At 68.7% G+C, this 15,799-nt stretch carries 15 protein-coding genes; 9 read left to right on the forward strand and 6 right to left on the reverse strand.

Annotated elements, in window-relative coordinates; genetic code table 11:
• Nucleotides 1–19: 19 nt before the first annotated feature.
• Both FZN60_RS11315 and FZN60_RS11320 read left to right on the forward strand, forming a co-directional pair.
• Nucleotides 20–1,252: a Tad domain-containing protein gene (locus FZN60_RS11315; RefSeq protein WP_158873595.1), complete on the forward strand. Its 1,233-nt coding sequence runs from the start codon at nucleotides 20–22 to the stop codon at nucleotides 1,250–1,252.
• Between the two features lie 125 nt (nucleotides 1,253–1,377).
• Complete coding sequence (locus FZN60_RS11320) at nucleotides 1,378–1,941, forward strand: formaldehyde-activating enzyme (RefSeq protein WP_158873596.1); 564 nt, start codon at nucleotides 1,378–1,380, stop codon at nucleotides 1,939–1,941.
• Here the strand turns inward: FZN60_RS11320 and FZN60_RS11325 are convergent.
• Nucleotides 1,935–2,852 (reverse strand): hydrogen peroxide-inducible genes activator, encoded by a 918-nt coding sequence (locus FZN60_RS11325; RefSeq protein WP_158873597.1) that lies wholly within the window; start codon nucleotides 2,850–2,852, stop codon nucleotides 1,935–1,937. The two genes, FZN60_RS11320 and FZN60_RS11325, sit on opposite strands and share 7 nt — an antisense overlap.
• Before the next feature lie 108 nt (nucleotides 2,853–2,960).
• On the opposite strand from FZN60_RS11325, the gene katA reads away from it, so the two are divergent.
• From katA to FZN60_RS11350, 5 genes are all read left to right on the forward strand, one after another.
• Nucleotides 2,961–4,463 carry a catalase KatA gene (gene katA / locus FZN60_RS11330; RefSeq protein ID WP_158873598.1) on the forward strand — a complete coding sequence of 501 codons (1,503 nt, stop codon included), beginning with the start codon at nucleotides 2,961–2,963 and terminating at the stop codon, nucleotides 4,461–4,463.
• Between the two features lie 148 nt (nucleotides 4,464–4,611).
• The gene (locus tag FZN60_RS11335; protein ID WP_158873599.1) at nucleotides 4,612–4,752 is read left to right on the forward strand and encodes a PIN domain-containing protein; all 141 of its coding nucleotides are present in this window, start codon (nucleotides 4,612–4,614) and stop codon (nucleotides 4,750–4,752) included.
• Between the two features lie 66 nt (nucleotides 4,753–4,818).
• Nucleotides 4,819–6,123, forward strand: a complete 1,305-nt coding sequence (locus FZN60_RS11340; RefSeq protein WP_158873600.1) for an RsmB/NOP family class I SAM-dependent RNA methyltransferase — start codon at nucleotides 4,819–4,821, stop codon at nucleotides 6,121–6,123.
• A 43-nt stretch (nucleotides 6,124–6,166) separates the two neighbouring features.
• A complete protein-coding gene (locus tag FZN60_RS11345) occupies nucleotides 6,167–6,619 on the forward strand; it encodes a TspO/MBR family protein (protein WP_369413036.1) in 453 nt (150 codons plus the stop codon).
• A 28-nt stretch (nucleotides 6,620–6,647) separates the two neighbouring features.
• Nucleotides 6,648–7,328 (forward strand): 5'-methylthioadenosine/S-adenosylhomocysteine nucleosidase, encoded by a 681-nt coding sequence (locus FZN60_RS11350; protein WP_158873602.1) that lies wholly within the window; start codon nucleotides 6,648–6,650, stop codon nucleotides 7,326–7,328.
• A gap of 3 nt (nucleotides 7,329–7,331) precedes the next feature.
• Here FZN60_RS11350 and FZN60_RS11355 read toward each other — a convergent pair whose 3' ends face one another.
• On the reverse strand, nucleotides 7,332–8,696 hold the full coding sequence (locus FZN60_RS11355) for an esterase-like activity of phytase family protein (RefSeq protein WP_158873603.1): 1,365 nt from the start codon (nucleotides 8,694–8,696) through the stop codon (nucleotides 7,332–7,334).
• 140 nt (nucleotides 8,697–8,836) lie between these two features.
• On the opposite strand from FZN60_RS11355, the gene guaA reads away from it, so the two are divergent.
• The gene (gene guaA / locus FZN60_RS11360) at nucleotides 8,837–10,393 is read left to right on the forward strand and encodes a glutamine-hydrolyzing GMP synthase (protein WP_158873604.1); all 1,557 of its coding nucleotides are present in this window, start codon (nucleotides 8,837–8,839) and stop codon (nucleotides 10,391–10,393) included.
• Nucleotides 10,394–10,406: 13 nt separating this feature from the next.
• Here the strand turns inward: guaA and FZN60_RS11365 are convergent, their stop codons facing one another.
• From FZN60_RS11365 to apaG, 3 genes are all read right to left on the reverse strand, one after another.
• On the reverse strand, nucleotides 10,407–12,074 hold the full coding sequence (locus FZN60_RS11365; protein ID WP_246726717.1) for a putative bifunctional diguanylate cyclase/phosphodiesterase: 1,668 nt from the start codon (nucleotides 12,072–12,074) through the stop codon (nucleotides 10,407–10,409).
• A gap of 250 nt (nucleotides 12,075–12,324) precedes the next feature.
• Nucleotides 12,325–13,485 carry an AAA family ATPase gene (locus FZN60_RS11370; RefSeq protein WP_158873605.1) on the reverse strand — a complete coding sequence of 387 codons (1,161 nt, stop codon included), beginning with the start codon at nucleotides 13,483–13,485 and terminating at the stop codon, nucleotides 12,325–12,327.
• Nucleotides 13,485–13,877: a Co2+/Mg2+ efflux facilitator ApaG/CorD gene (gene apaG, locus FZN60_RS11375; protein WP_158873606.1), complete on the reverse strand. Its 393-nt coding sequence runs from the start codon at nucleotides 13,875–13,877 to the stop codon at nucleotides 13,485–13,487. The genes FZN60_RS11370 and apaG overlap by 1 nt, the downstream gene beginning before the upstream one ends.
• 90 nt (nucleotides 13,878–13,967) lie before the next feature.
• On the opposite strand from apaG, the gene FZN60_RS11380 reads away from it, so the two are divergent.
• On the forward strand, nucleotides 13,968–14,573 hold the full coding sequence (locus FZN60_RS11380; RefSeq protein WP_158873750.1) for a CDP-alcohol phosphatidyltransferase family protein: 606 nt from the start codon (nucleotides 13,968–13,970) through the stop codon (nucleotides 14,571–14,573).
• Here FZN60_RS11380 and FZN60_RS11385 read toward each other — a convergent pair.
• On the reverse strand, nucleotides 14,570–15,772 hold the full coding sequence (locus FZN60_RS11385) for an O-succinylhomoserine sulfhydrylase (RefSeq protein ID WP_158873607.1): 1,203 nt from the start codon (nucleotides 15,770–15,772) through the stop codon (nucleotides 14,570–14,572). The genes FZN60_RS11380 and FZN60_RS11385 overlap by 4 nt on opposite strands.
• Nucleotides 15,773–15,799: the final 27 nt, after the last annotated feature.

A 15,799-nucleotide genomic window follows, 5' to 3' on the forward strand; every position in this document is an offset into this window, starting at 1 on the left:
AGCCGGCAACTTCGGTATCATGGCCGGCTTGGTAGGCATCATGCTCGCCGCAGCCCTCGGTGGCGCAGTCGACCTGTCGCGGCAATATCGCGGCACCAGCGCGCTCCAGGCAGCGGTGGATGCGATCGCGCTCTCCGCCGCCAAACAGCTTGAGAAGGATATCGACGCCGCTCCTGACGAAGCCGCCTTGGCCATTGGCCGCGCCAGCCTTCCGCCGGAGCTGAAGTCGATCCCGATCGTCATTCAGGTGGATAAGGAACAGCGGACGGTGAAGGTCGCGGCCGAAGGGAGCATCAAACCGAGCTTCCTCCCCCTCGTGCGGATCGACAGCATGAACGTCGCGGCCATGGCTACTTCGTCGATCCAGCGCAAGCAGTACACCGACTTCTACGTTCTCGTGGACGCCTCCGAGTCCATGAACATCGCGGCGAGCGATGACGATCGGAAGAAGCTGGAAGCCTTCACGGCCAAGTGGATGCGCGAGAACGGAAAAATGAAGGACTGGCGGGGAACGCGCATTGAGCGTCCCTGCGCCTTCGCCTGCCACATCGTCGAGCCGGAGTGGGCAGATAAGTCGGTCTACGACATGAATCAGGAAGCCTTGCAGAAGCAGCCGAGCGAAGGAGCGAGGCTGCGCATCGACGTCGTGCGCGATGCGGTAAAGACCATGACGCGCCAGATCCTCGGCGAGAATGCCAAACCCAATTCGATGTGGAAGACCCGGATCTCAACCGCCTTCTTCTCGGACGACTTCGCTTGGGGAATTCAGAGACCGACCGACTTGGGTGGAGATGTCATCGCCTCCCTTGAGGAGAAGGCAAGACCCGTTGCCAGTAAGCACACGAATTTCGCGAACGCCTTCAATCGCTTCAATGCGGGGCTCGGTGATCAAGGAACAGGGGAGCGGAGCAGCGATCCTGAAAAGATCGCGATCCTCATCACTGATGGTGTGCGGGATACCGATCCTTGGTTCGGAAGCTTCGGTCTTGGACCGCTTGATCCGAAGTTATGCAAGGTTATCAAGGATAAGGGGATGAAATTGGTGGTGCTCGAGGTTAAGTACGTCGCCAATTACGATAAGGATGGATTCTTTAAAAGCCGCGTGTCCGGATATTATGATGGCATCAGCGAGGGACTGCGCGACTGTGCGAGCAGCGGTCTCCATTTCGTCGCCTCGGACGCCGATAACGCTGCCGCCAAGTTGCTCGAAGTCACAAAGGCCCTTCTTCCGAGTCGCCGCCTCGTGCAGTGAAGAAGCCGCTTCATGTGAGAAGCGACCATCGCGGTGCGGCTTGACCGCCCGTTGATGAAGAGTGAGGCTTGCCGGGCCTTGCGCCTGGGCAACACGCCCGGCGCTGAAACGAGACGTGACCCTTCATGACCGATCCCCAGTCCGCCCCCGCCACCCCCATCTGGTTCCGTACCGGGGAGGCGACCGTGCTCGCGGCCGAGGGGCAGGCGACCGACGCGATGCCCGAGGTGCTGATCGGCTCGGTGCGGGGGCCCGTGGGGCAGGCCTTCGCCTCGATGATGGGGCAGGCGGAGGGGCATACGCGCATGTTCGTGGTGCGCGATCTCAACCAGCTCGTCCGCCCGGCGACGATGATGACGACGAAGGCGACGATCCGCAGCGCCGAATACGTCGAGCTGCTCGGCGGCGTCGTTCAGGGCGCGACGGGCGACGCGATCGTCGACTGCATCATCGAGGGCATCCTGCCGCGCGAGGGCCTGGACGAGCTGTGCATGATCATCATGATCTGGCTCGATCCGCGCTGCGCGGAGGACCCGAATCTCGACAAGCGCGACCTCTACCGCACCAATTACGAGGCGACGAAGCTCGCCATCGCCCGCGCAATGCGCAACGAGCCGAGCGTCGACGAGCTCATCGCCAACCGCAAGTCGGTCAAGCACTACGCCCTGGACGGCGTCGTCGACTACTGAGCGGCGGCCGCGGTCGCGGCCGGCTCCGCCGACAAGGCATCGCGAATCAGCGGAGCCAGCGCGGCGAAGTCGCGTCGCCGCGGCGAGGACGCGCGGAAGGCGAGAACGAGGCTTCGGGCCGGGGCGGGATCGGCGAAGGCGAGAAAGGTCAGCCCGGGCCGCGCCTCGGCCCGCGCCGCGACGCTGGGCACCAGCGTCGCCCCGAGGCCGCCTGACACCATCTGCAGGATCGTCGTCAGGCTCGTCGCGCCGAAGCTCGCGAGCTCTCCCGCCTCCGCGAGGCGGCAGACCTGCAGCGCCTGGTCGCGCAGACAATGGCCCTCCTCCAGGAGGATGAGCCGCTCCCGCCCGAGGTCCGACACGGTCGGGGATGCGGGAAAGCGGTCGGCCTCCGCGCTCGGCACGGCGAGAAGGAACGGGTCCTCTGTGAGCGGCAACGTCGCCAGCCCCGGCGCTTCGAGCGGCAGGGCCGCGACGGCGCAATCGAGGTCGCCGAGCACGATCTCCTCGACGAGGCTCTTCGTCAGGCTCTCGCGCACCTCGCAGCGCAGCGCCGGATGGTTGGCGCGCAGCCGCGGCAGGAGGCTCGGCAGGAGATAGGGGGCGACGGTCGCGATGAGCCCGAGCCGCAGCCGCCCTTCCAGGACGGCGCCGACGGAAGGAGCCAGCGCTTCCAGCGTCCGGAGTTCGGCGAGAACCCGGGCAGCGCCCGCGCGCACCGCCTCACCCTCGCGGGTCAGCGTCGCCCCGTTCGGCCGGCGATCAAAGAGCGGCGCGCCGAAAAAGGCCTCCATCTGCGCGATCTGCCCCGACAAAGCCGGCTGGCTGACGTTGAGGCGCTTGGCCGCCCGGCCGAAGTGCAGCGTGTCGCAGAGGGTTTCGAAATAACGCAATTGGCGCGTCGTCAGCATGTCTGATCGGTTTTCCTGATCGGCCTGGTCGGGAAATACGATTGGGATCGATTGACGGCAACAGGTATCTCTCGCCTGGAACGATTCCAAGCGAAGGAGCCTCGAGGCATGACGGATCGCACGACCCTGACGACGACGGCCGGCGCACCGGTGCCGGACAACCAGAACTCCTGGACCGCGGGCTCGCGCGGCCCGGTGCTTCTCCAGGACTACCAGCTGATCGAGAAGCTGGCGCACCAGAACCGCGAACGCATTCCCGAGCGCGTCGTCCACGCCAAGGGCTGGGGCGCCTACGGCACGCTGACGATCACCGGCGACATCTCGAAGTACACCAAGGCCAAGGTCTTCCAGCCGGGCACGCAGACGCCGATGCTGGCGCGCTTCTCCACCGTCGCCGGCGAGCAGGGCGCCTCGGACACCGAGCGCGACGTGCGCGGCTTCGCGCTGAAGTTCTACACGAGCGAGGGTAACTGGGACCTCGTCGGCAACAACACGCCGGTCTTCTTCGTGCGCGACGCCTACAAGTTCCCCGACTTCATCCACACGCAGAAGCGCCACCCGAAGACGAACCTGCGCTCGCCCACCGCCATGTGGGACTTCTGGTCGCTGAGCCCTGAGTCGCTGCACCAAGTCACGATCCTGATGTCGGACCGCGGCCTGCCGGTCGACCCGACCCGCATGAACGGCTACGGCAGCCACACCTTCTCGTTCTGGAACGACGCGGGCGAGCGCTACTGGGTGAAGTTCCACTTCAAGACCCGGCAGGGCCACAAGTTCTTCACCAACGAGGAAGCCGACCAGGTCACGGCCAAGACGCGCGAGCACTACCAGGAGCAGCTCTTCGGCAAGATCGAGAAGGGCGAATTCCCGAGCTGGACCGTGCAGGTCCAGATCATGCCCGAGCTCGACGCCGGAAAGACGAGCTACAACCCGTTCGACCTCACCAAGGTCTGGCCGCATGCCGAGTACCCGCCGATCGACGTCGGCGTCCTCGAGCTGAACCGGAACCCGGAGAACTACTTCGCCGAGATCGAGCAGGCGGCCTTCTCGCCCTCCAACATCGTGCCGGGCATCGGCTATTCGCCGGACAAGATGCTCCAGGCGCGCGTCTTCTCCTATGCCGATGCGCATCGCTACCGCCTCGGCACGCACTACGAGTCGATCCCGGTCAACCAGCCGCGCGTTCCCGTCCACCACTATCACCGCGACGGCCAGATGAACGTCTACGGGGGCCTCAAGACCGGCAACCCGAACGCCTATTACGAGCCGAACTCGGTGAACGGCCCGTTCGAAGACAAGTCCGCGCAGGAGCCGCCGCTGCGCATCCACGGCGACGCCGACCGCTACAACCATCGCGACGGCAACGACGACTACGGTCAGGTCCGCGCGCTGTTCAACCTCTTCGACGAGGGCGAGAAGAAGCGCCTCTTCGCCAACATCGCGGCGGCGATGAGCGGCATTCCGGAGGAGATCTACGAGCGGCAGATGGTCCATTTCGGCCGCGTCCATCCGGACTACGAAGCGGGCGTGCGCGCTGCCAGCCGCGTCCTCGAAGGCCGCGAGCCGGCAATCTCGGTGACCTCCGAGACGCCGCAGCAGGCCGCCGAGTAAGCCGATCGGGATCAGAGACGAAGAAGCGGAAGGGCCGGGAGCGATCCCGGCCCTTCCGCCGTTCTGCAGTCAGTCCGGCGCCTTGTTGCGGGGCACCGCGGCGCTTATCCTGAGGCCGACTTGAATATCGATACGGCGGTCGCGCGGCATGCTGGAACAGGATCGTCAATCCAGCAATGCCGACCTCATTGCCGCCACTGCTGTCACACCCGACCTCGTCGTTCCCCCGCGCAACATCCGGCACGTCGAGCCGAACGGCGCGAAGCTCCTCAACCCCTACGAAGCCTAATCGATTGACCCACAGCCGCAGCCTCATCGCCCATGTCCCCGTTTCTCGTCCCGGGGAGATCGTCCCGTGCGCCTAGGCGGGCGGATGGCGGCGGCGGCGGAGATCGTCGCCGACATGGATGCGCGGCGCCGGCCGGTCGCCGACGCGCTGAAGGACTGGGGCCTGTCCCACCGCTTCGCCGGCTCGGGCGACCGGGCGGCGATCGGCAACCTCGTCTACGACGTTCTGCGGCGGCGGCGCTCGATCGCCTGGCGCATCGGCAGCAACGCGCCGGCGGACCTCGTGATCGGTGCCGTGCTCGCCGAGCCGTCCGGAAGCGTCGAGCGGCTCGCGGTCGCGCTCGATGGCGATCGTTTCGCGCCGGCGCTGCCGGACCGGCAGATCCTCGACGCCTTCCTGAACCGCGACCTCGACGAGGCGCCGGACGCGATCCGCGCCGACCTGCCCGACTGGCTCGCGCCGCGCTTCGCGGACGCCTTCGGTGCCGATTGGATCGGCGAGGCGCAGGCGCTCGCCGCCCGTCCCCCGCTCGACATGCGCGTCAACACGCTCCTCGCCGAGCCGGAGGCGGTGGAGCGAGAGCTCGCGCCCTTCGAGGCGCATCGCAGCCCGCTCGCGCCGGCGGGCCTGCGCATCGACCCGATCGAGGGCGACCGGCGCCACCCCAACGTCCAGGTCGAGGCCGGCTTCCAGAAGGGACATTTCGAGATCCAGGACGAGGGCTCGCAGCTCGTGGCGCTGCTCGCCGGCGCGGGGGAGGGGCAGCGCGTCCTCGACTACTGCGCCGGCGCCGGCGGCAAGACGCTGGCGCTCGGCGCCGCGATGCGCAACACCGGTGAGATCCACGCCTTCGATGCCGACCGCACGCGCCTCGCGCCGATCCACGATCGCCTGCGCCGCGCCGGACTCGCCAACGTCGAGGTCCACGCGCCGCGCGACGACCTGTCGCCGCTCGCGGGCACGATGGACCTCGTTCTCGTCGACGCCCCCTGCACGGGCACGGGCACGTGGCGGCGTCGGCCGGATGCCAAGTGGCGCTTGTCGGAAGGGACGGTCGCCAAGCGGATGAGCGAGCAGGACGGCGTTCTCGACCGGGCCGCCGCCTTCGTGCGGCCGGGCGGTCGCTTCGTCTTCGTGACCTGCTCGCTGCTGCCCGAGGAGAACCGCGACCGCGTCGCGGCCTTCCTCGCCAAGCATCCGGCGTTCCGCGTCGAAGATGCCAGGGCGCTCTGGCGCGACGCGCTGCCGGGCGCGCCGGAACGGTACCGGACGGAAAAACTTGGGGATGGCCGCGGATTGCTGCTTTCACCGGGGAGAACCGGCACAGACGGCTTTTTTTTCGCCGCGATGCAACGTCAAGGTGGTGGCTGAGAGCGGAGAACGAGCCGCCTCTGATGGCGCCCAATCGCGGGAGTTGTGTCTGCGTATCCTGGTTCTGATCGCGTTCCTCCTGTTCACCCTCGGCGGCGGGTCGACGATCGGTGTTCTGACGGCGCCGGGCGAATGGTATGCCGGCCTCCAGAAGCCGGCCTTCAATCCGCCCGGCTGGGTCTTCGGACCGGTCTGGTTCGTTCTCTACATTCTCGTCGGCGTGGCCGGCTGGCGCGTCTGGCAGCATCGGCGGGTCACGGCCCAACGGCTCTGGTGGGTGCAGATCGTCCTGAACTTCGCCTGGCCGATCGTCTTCTTCTCGCTCCACCTGACCGGCGTTGCGCTGGTGGTGGTGATGCTGCTTCTCGCCACCATCCTCGCCTTTGTCGGCGTGGCGTGGCGGCAGGATCGCATCTCGGCCTGGCTGTTCGTGCCTTACGCGGTCTGGGTTTCCTATGCGACGCTGTTGAACGCGTCGATCTGGTGGCTCAACTGACGGGACGTTCTGGGATGAAGCTCCGACCATGACGAGTTCAGCGCATCCCGGTCTCGTGCCCGACGTCGCCCTTGTCGGCGGCCGGCGCGTGCTTTTCGTCATGGCGGCGGCGGCGGAATACGGGCCGCATCTGCGCCGGCGCATCCGTCCCTGGATGACGGGCGTCGGTCCGATCGAGGCGGCGCTCGAAACAAGCCTCGCGCTTTCGGCTCTGGCGCGCGGCGGGGGCCTTCCCGACCTCGTCGTCTCGCTCGGCTCGGCCGGCTCGCGCGTCCTGGAACAGGGCGCGGTCTATGCCGCGGCGAGCGTCGCCTGGCGCGACGTCGACGCCTCGGCGCTCGGCTTCACCAAGGGCGTCACGCCCTTCGTCGACCATCCCGTTCACGTGCCGCTGGCGCTGCCCGTTGCGGCCGTTCCCGCCGTTCCCGCCGTTCGCCTGTCGACGGGCGGCAACGTCGTGTCGGGCGCGGGCTATGACGGCGTCGACGCCGAGATGGTGGACATGGAGACCTTCGCCGTCATGCGCGCCTGCCGGCGATTCGGCGTGCCGCTGTGCGGCTTCCGCGGCATCTCGGACGGGGCGAGCGAACTGCACCACTACGACGACTGGACGACGCTGCTCCACGTCGTCGACGAGAACCTTGGCCAGGCCGTGGACCGGCTCGCCGAAGCCTTGGAAGCGGGCGCGCCCCTCGACGCGCCCGCCTGAGTCTCACTCGGCCTTCAGGAAGTCGCCGACTTCGAGCAGCACGAACTCGGTGTCGTCCGCCTTGTTCAGCGCGCGGCCGGCCGAGAAGGGCAGGTTGTTGTCGTTGCCGACGATGATGTGCGTCTCGTCCACGCGGTCGACGTTCTCGATGGTGACGAAGGGCATGTCGTAGCCGCCCTCGATCCCGCCCTGGCGCGCTAGGCCCTTCGAGTCCTGGATGTCCATGAGGTCGATGTAGCCGATCTTGGCGACCGGCTCGCCCGCGCCCTCCGGCGTCAGCGCGATCTTGGCGACGCGCTTCAGCTTGGCGGGCGTGGCGAAACAGGAGGCGTCCGGCTCGCCGGCGCAGGCCTGGGCTTCCCGGCCGGCGCCGTTGTCGCGCTCGATGACGAGGGCGTGGGTGTCGTCGATCATGTTGAAGTCGCCGATCGCCTCGCCGCCCTCGGGAAGCGGGTAGAGCCAGGAGCGGCCGGTCCAGTCGCCCGCCGCCGCGTCGAACTCGACGATGCGAAGCGCCGTGCGTCCGTCCGGCGTGGTCTCGGCCTTGCCGTCGACGTAGACCGGGCCTTCCAGGAGGCCGTAGAGCTTCGCGCCGTCGGGCGAGCGGGCGAGCCCCTCGTAGCCGCCCGAGCGCTTGATGTTGAAGGCGGTGGGCTGGGCGTCCGGCTTGCCCGGCAGGACGAGCGTCGGGTTGTCCGGCGACTTCACCTCGGTCTCGCCGACGCGCGTCGCGTGGACGCTTTCCAGCCGGCCCTGCCGGTCGAAGCGCAGGAGCCACGGGCCGAACTCCTCGCCGACCCAGAAGCCGGTCTCGTCCGGCTGGATCGATTCGACGTCGAAGTCGGCGCCGGTGAGGTAGCGCTTGCCCTCCGTTTCCGAGACGATGGGGAAGGGGGCGAGGCGGTTCGGATCGGTGAGGAACACCGTCTCCATCCGCTCCACCGTGCCGGCCTGCCAGTCGGGGCGGATGTGGTGCAGCATCAGGAGGGCGTCGGACGAGTTGCTCTTCGAGCCGAAGCCGTTGTCGGAAAGCGTCCAGTAGGTGCCGTCGCCCACCGACTTGATGCCGGAGAAGCCCTGCACGGGCTGGCCGTCGAAGGGCAGCGACAGGCCGGTCGGGCGCTTGCCGTCCATGCCGGGGACCGAGCCGAGCGCGTCGCTGCGGTGGCGGTCGGGCGTGGTGAACTTGCCGGCATGGCGGAAGTGCTCCGGCGCGTCGGCCGGGGCGGGCACCAGGGTCTCGGCGGGCAGGATCGCCTGGCCCGCCAGGGTCGCGGGGAAGGCGCGGCCGTCGGGCTGGGCGTCCTGCGCCATGACGGGCGCGACGAGAAGCGCGGCGAGCGCGGATGAAGCGAGAAGACGGCGCATGGAATCGGCTCCGAAGGGAGATTGATCGCGGCACCTGCCTTGGCCCGCCGGCGGCGACAAAGCCGTGACGGCGCGATGATTGTTCGATGACGATCGTTGCGACGCCTTGCCTTTCCGGCGTTTCTCCTTAGAAGTCCGCCATGACCCAGCACCCCGACACCATCCTCATCGTCGACTTCGGCTCCCAGGTGACGCAGCTCATCGCGCGTCGCGTCCGCGAGGCCGGGGTCTATTCCGAGATCGTTCCCTTCCAGTCCGCCGCGGAAGGGTTGGAGCGCTTGCGCCCGCGCGGCGTCATCCTCTCGGGATCGCCTGCGTCCACGATCGACGACGGCTCGCCGCGCGCGCCGGACGCCCTGTTCGACTCGGGCCTGCCGGTGCTCGGCATCTGCTACGGCCAGCAGACCATGTGCGCCCAGCTCGGCGGCCGCATCGAGGGCGGGCTTCACCGCGAGTTCGGGCGCGCCTTCCTGGAGGTCAAGAAGGGCTCGCCGCTCTTCGACGGCATATGGGCCGAGGGCACGCGCCATCAGGTCTGGATGAGCCACGGCGACCGGGTGACGGCGCTTCCCCCCGGCTTCGAGATCGTCGCGGCATCGCCGGGCGCGCCCTTCGCGGCCATTGCCGACGAGAGCCGCCGCTTCTACGGCGTGCAGTTCCACCCCGAGGTCGCGCACACGCCGGACGGCGCCAAGCTGATCTCCAACTTCGTCCATCGCATCGCCGGGGCGCCGGGCACCTGGACCATGGCCGCCTTCCGGAGCCAAGCGATCGCCGAGATCCGCCAGAAGGTGGGATCGTCGCGCGTCATCTGCGGCCTTTCGGGCGGCGTCGACTCCTCCGTCGCGGCCGTGCTCCTCCACGAGGCCATCGGCGACCAGCTCACCTGCATCTTCGTCGACCACGGCCTCCTGCGCCTCGGCGAGGCGGAGCAGGTGGTCTCGATGTTCCGCGACCACTACAACATCCCGCTCGTCCATGCCGAGGTTCAGGACACCTTCCTCGACGCCCTCGAAGGCGAGACGGACCCGGAAAAGAAGCGCAAGACGATCGGGCGCTTGTTCATCGAGACCTTCGAGGCCGAGGCCGAGAAGCTCGGCGGCGCCGACTTCCTGGCGCAGGGCACGCTTTATCCCGACGTGATCGAATCGGTGAGCTTCACCGGCGGCCCGTCGGTGACGATCAAGTCGCACCACAATGTCGGTGGGCTGCCCGAGCGCATGAACATGAAGCTCGTCGAGCCCCTGCGCGAGCTCTTCAAGGACGAGGTGCGCGAGCTCGGGCGCGAGCTCGGCCTGCCCGACCAGTTCGTCGGCCGCCATCCCTTTCCGGGACCGGGCCTCGCCATCCGCTGCCCCGGCGCGGTGACGCGCGAGAAGCTCGACATCCTGCGCCAGGCCGACGCGATCTTCATCGACGAGATCCGCAAGGCCGGGCTCTACGACGCGATCTGGCAGGCCTTCGCGGTGCTCCTGCCCGTCCAGACGGTCGGCGTCATGGGCGACGGGCGCACCTACGAGTTCGTGCTGGCGCTGCGCGCGGTCACCTCCGTCGACGGCATGACGGCGGACTTCTATGCCTTCGACATGGAGTTCCTCGGCAACGCCGCGACGCGCATCATCAACGAGGTGAAGGGCGTCAACCGCGTCGTCTACGACGTGACCTCCAAGCCGCCCGGCACGATCGAGTGGGAATGAGTCGGGCGGCCGGTCAGCCGGGATCCTTGCTCACGAGGCTGGAGAAGCCGTCCTCGGGCACCGGCCGGCTGATCAGGTAGCCCTGCACCTGATCGACGCCCTCGCCGCGCGCGAGGTCGAGCTGCTGCTCGGTCTCGACGCCTTCCACCACCGTCGTCATGCCGAGGCTGGTGCCCAGGCCCGCGACGGCGCGGATGATGGCGAGCGCGTCGGCGCTCGTTTCGGCATCCGTCACGAAGGAGCGGTCGATCTTGATCTTGTCGATGGGGAAGCGGCGCAGGTAGCTCAGCGAGGCGTAGCCCGTGCCGAAATCGTCGATGGCGAAGCGCACGCCCGCCTCGCGCAAGCCGGCGAGGTTGCGAAGCGTCGTGTCGTCGTCTTCCAGAAGGGCGCTTTCCGTCAACTCCAGTTCGAGCCGCTCGGGCGGAAGGCCGGTCACGGAGAGCGTCCGCAGCACGAGCTCGGCGAAGCCCTTCCGGCGCATCTGCAGGCTCGACACGTTCACCGCGACCACGATGTGGTCGGGCCATCGCGTCGCGTCGGCGCAGGCCTGCCGAACCACCCAGTCGCCGATCGGCACGATCAGCCCGACCTCTTCCGCCAGGGGAATGAAGGTCGCCGGCGGCACGAGGCCGCGCTCGGGATGGCGCCAGCGGATCAGCGCTTCAGCGGCGACGATGCGCTTGGTGTCGATCTCGACCAGCGGCTGGTAGTGCAGCTCGAACTCGCTGCGCACGAGGGCCTGCCGGAGCTCCAGCTCGAGGTCACGGCGCATCTGCGCGCTGTCCGCCATGGCCACGTCGAAGACGCGCACCTCGCCGCGGTCCTCGGACTTGGCGCAGCGCAGCGCGAGATCCGCCTCGCGAAGGAGCGGCTCCACGTCGCCGACGATCCCCTCGCGCAGCGCCACGCCGACGCAGGCGCCGACCTCCACCCGGTCCGCTCCGAGGTCGAAGGAGCGGGACAGCGTCAGGCGCAGGTGCTCGGCGAAGCTCATGGCGGCGACGTCGTTCTCGACGCGGCGAAGGATCGCGAACTCGTCGCCGCCGAGCCGCGCGACGACGTCGTCTGATCGCGTCGCCTGGCGCAGGCGATCCGCCACCATGCGCAGCACCTCGTCGCCCGCCGCGTGTCCGTAGGTGTCGTTGATCGCCTTGAAGCGTAGAATGTCGAGCTGGAAGGCCGCCAGAACCGGCCTGTCGCGATCGAACGCGCCGAGCAGTCGGTGGGGGGCGTGCCGAAGCGTGCGCGCATTGACGAGATCGGTCAGCGCGTCGTGGCCGGCGAGATGCGCGGCGCGCGCCTCGGTGCGCCGGTGCTCCGTCACGTCCTCGAAGGTCGAGACCCAACCACCACCGTCCAGGCGGCGATACTGCACCGAAAGCATCCGCCCGTCTGCGAGGGCGCGCAGGATCGGAATGCCGTCGTTCCGGCGCAGGGCCGCGCGCGTGTGTTCGATGACGGTCTCGACCGAGGTACCGGGCGGATAGGCGCCCCGCTCGATGAGCGCGGCGCAGAGGTCGCTCTGCGACATGCCGAGTGCGACCTCATCCTCGGCGAGGTCGAAGATTTCGCGATAGCGCCGATTGCAGACGAGGAGGCGCGCCTCGTCGTCGAACATGCAGAGACCCTGGCACATGTTGTCGAGCGCCGCCTCGACGTGCCGGAGCTTGTCGCTCAAAGCGTGATTGGCCTCGCGCAGGCTCTCGGTGAGCAGCTGCCAGGATCGATGAGGGAGATCGGGAGGGGCTTCCGCCTCCGCCGATGCATCGATCGTTCGTACGCGGGTCCGCAAGTGTCGCATTCGGCGCCTGCATGTCATTACCGCCGCCCGTGCCGGCTGCTTCCTTGGCGGCCGAGCGGATCGGCACGGATTTAGAACCCGCTGTGTTGATTTTGCGTGAAGCCGCGGATTGCAGTCGCGGCCAAGTTCAAGTTCCCGGTGTATCCACCTCGGCGAAGTCGCCGAAGCGCGTGAGGCCGGCAAGGCTCGTCGCCCCCTCGCGATCCTTCTCGACGCGCCGGGGAACCAGGCCGCCGGCCTTGGCTAGGGCGTCCGCCAGAACGGGCGAATGGGTCACGAGCCAGATCGATCCCCCGCCGTCGGCGGCGCGGGCGATCAGCCGGGCCAGCGGCGGCAGAAGGTCCGGATGGAGGCTCGCTTCCGGCTCGTTGAAGGCGAGGAGAGCCGGGCGACGATAGGCGAGAAGAGCGCCCGCGAGCGACAGGTAGCGCAGCGTGCCGTCCGACAACTCGTTCGCGCCGAAGACGCGCTGGGGATGCTCGCGGAAGCTGAGGCCGAAGCTCGCCTCGCGGCCCGGCTCGGGCACGTCGAGCCGGGCGCCGGGAAAGGCGTCGGCGATCGCGGCGTCGAGCTCGGCCGTGTCCTCGCGGATGTGGACGAGAGTCGCGAGAACGGCGGCGAGGTTGGCGCCGTCGGCGTCGAGGGTGGGGCTGGCGACGGCGAGCGCCGGGCGGCGCATCGGCGCCTGCGGATCGGTGCGCAGGGCATGGTGGAAGCGCCAGTCGAGCAGCGAGCGGCGTGCCAGATCGATCTCCGGAAAGGCGCCGGCGTCCTCCAGGCGCGACAGGGCAGTCTCGGAGGCCAGGAGATCGAGTTCGACCGGAACGAGACCGTCGCCTTCGCGGCGCGCGGCGAGGCGCGGGCCGCGCCGTTCGAGAAGCAGGGTGCGGCGGCGGCCGGACAGGCGATGCAGCGTTTCCGTCTTGACCTGCGGCTCGAAAGGAAAGGCAGCCATGGTCAGCATGCGGAAGCCGATCTCGAAGCCGTAGGCGAGGACCGCCGGCCCTTCCGCCGCCGCGGGGCCCAGTTCCACCTCCACGGCGATTCGCAGGGCCTCGTTCTTCGGCAGGCGTCCGGCCCAGAAGACCGCCTCCATGCCGCCTTCGCCGGCGATCTCGGCCGAAAGGGTGCCGCGGGCTGCGAACTGGGCGAGCTGCAGCGCGCGATAAAGGTTGGTCTTGCCCGTGCCGTTGGCGCCGACGAAGACGGTCAGCGGTTCCAGCGGAAAGGCGATGCGGCGGATCGAGCGGTAGTTCGCGATCGCGACGCGGCGGACGGTCAGCGCCATCAGTTGAGCGTGCGGCGCTCTTCGGGAAGGTCGAGCGAGAAGGCGGGGATCTCGACGTCGAAGAAGCCGCCGTCGGGCCCCTGCATGCGATAGGTGCCGGTCATGAAGCCGGAGGGCGTCGGCAGCGGGCAGCCCGAGGTGTAGGTGAAGCTGTCGCCGGGGGAGAGCACCGGTTCCTCGCCGACGACGCCGGGGCCCGTGACCTCCTCGACGTGGCCGCGGGCATCGGTGATGCGCCAGTGGCGCGAGCGCAGCTGCACCGGCTCCCGGCTGCCGTTCTCGATCTCGACCGTGTAGGCCCAGACCCAGGAGCCTTCGTCCGGCTTCGACTGGTCCGCGAGATAGGTCGGCGTCACCGTCACCGTGATATGTCGCGTCGTCGCCTTGTACATGGGCCGTCCATCGGATTGGCGCTCGGGTGGGCGTTCTATCACGAGCCCGCGCCGGCGGGTCAATCGGGCGGCTGGAGGATGGAGACGCACATGCTCGACGGGCTGATCCGGCCGCATCTCGATCCCTGGCTGAGACGCGCGGCGCTGCGGCTGAAGGCTGCCGGCGCGACCCCGAACGGCGTGACGGTGGCGGGCTTCCTTCTCGGCGCCGCCGCCTTCGCGGCGATCGCGCTGGGTCTCCCGCTCCTCGGGGGCCTCCTCGTTCTCGTCTCGCGCCTCGCCGACGGGCTCGACGGGGCGCTGGCGGCCGAAACGCGGCGCACCGATCTCGGCGGCTACCTCGACATCGTTCTCGACTTCGCCTTCTACGGGCTGATCCCGCTCGGCTTCGCGATCCAGGATCCGGCCGTCAACGCCCTGCCGGCGGCCGTTCTTCTCTGCGCCTTCTACGCCAACGGCGCGAGCTTCCTCGCCTTCTCCGCGCTCGCCGCCAAGCGCGGGCTCGAAAGCCGCGCGCGGGGCGAGAAGTCGATCTACTTCACGACGGGGCTCGCCGAAGCGACGGAAACGATCGCCGTCTTCCTCGCCTTCTGCCTGTTCCCCGCGGCCTTTCCCGCGCTCGCCTACGGTTTTGCCGCCGTCACGCTCTGGACGACGGCGTTTCGCCTGCGCGAGGCGGCGCGCTTGTTCGGTTAGCGCGCTGCAGCCTTCGTCGCGAAAGTCACGTCGTCGAGGAGGTCGTCCTCGTCCTCCAGCCCGACCGACAGGCGCAGGAGCCCGTCCGAGATGCCGAGCTCGGCGCGAACCTCAGGCGCGAGGTTCTTGTGCGTCGTCGTCGCGGGATGGGTGACGAGGCTCTTGGAGTCGCCGAGATTGTTGGAAATCTTGATGACCTCCAACGCGTTGGCGAAGCGGAAGGCCGCTTCCTTGCCGCCCTGGAGCTCGAAGGCGAGGAGCGTCGAGCCGCCCTTCATCTGCCGCCGGGCGAGCGCCGCGTCCGGATGGTCGTCGCGGCCGGGGTAGAGGACGCGGGCGATGCCCGGCAGCTCGGCGAGACGGTCGGCGAGGGCCGCGGCGCTGCGGGTCTGCTGGGCGACGCGCAGCGGCAGGGTTTCGAGCCCTTTGAGGAAGGTCCAGGCGTTGAAGGGCGAGAGCGAGGGTCCGGTGTGGCGGAAGAAGTCCGCCAGGAACTCGTCCACCCACTCCTGGGACGAGAGGACGACGCCGCCCAGGCACCGTCCCTGGCCGTCGATGTGCTTGGTGGCGGAATAGACGACGACGTCGGCACCGAGCTCCAGCGGCTTCTGGAGGAGGGGGGTGGCGAAGACGTTGTCGATGACGACGCGCGCGCCGACGTCGCGGGCGAGCTGCGAAATCCCCGCGATGTCGACCAGCTCCAGCGTCGGGTTGGTCGGCGTTTCCGCGAAGAACACCTTGGTCTCCGGCCGCACCGCCGCGCGCCAGGCGTCGAGGTCGCGCCCGTCGACGAAGGTCGAGGCGATCCCGGCGCGGCCGAGCACGGTCTCCACGACGTAGCGACACGAGCCGAACAGCGCGCGGGCCGAGACGACGTGGTCGCCGGCCTTCAACTGGCACTGAAGGGCGCTCCAGACCGCCGCCATGCCCGAAGCCGTGGCGCGCGCGTCGCCGGCGCCTTCGAGGGCGATCATCCGCTCCTCGAACATGCGCGTCGTCGGGTTCGAGTAGCGGGAATAGACGAAGCCCGGCTCCTCGCCCTTGAAGCGCGCCTCGGCCGCCTCGGCGGTGTCGTAGACGAAGCCCTGGGTCAGGAAGAGCGCTTCGGACGTTTCGCCGAATTGCGAGCGCATCGTCCCGCCATGCACGAGCGTGGTGGCGGGGCGCGTCGGGCGCTTCGAGCGGGCGGTCTCGTCCATCGGATCATCCTTCGATCGTCGGCACCG

Source organism: Antarcticirhabdus aurantiaca, assembly GCF_009765365.1.
Taxonomy (GTDB): Bacteria; Pseudomonadota; Alphaproteobacteria; order Rhizobiales; family Rhizobiaceae; genus Antarcticirhabdus; species Antarcticirhabdus aurantiaca.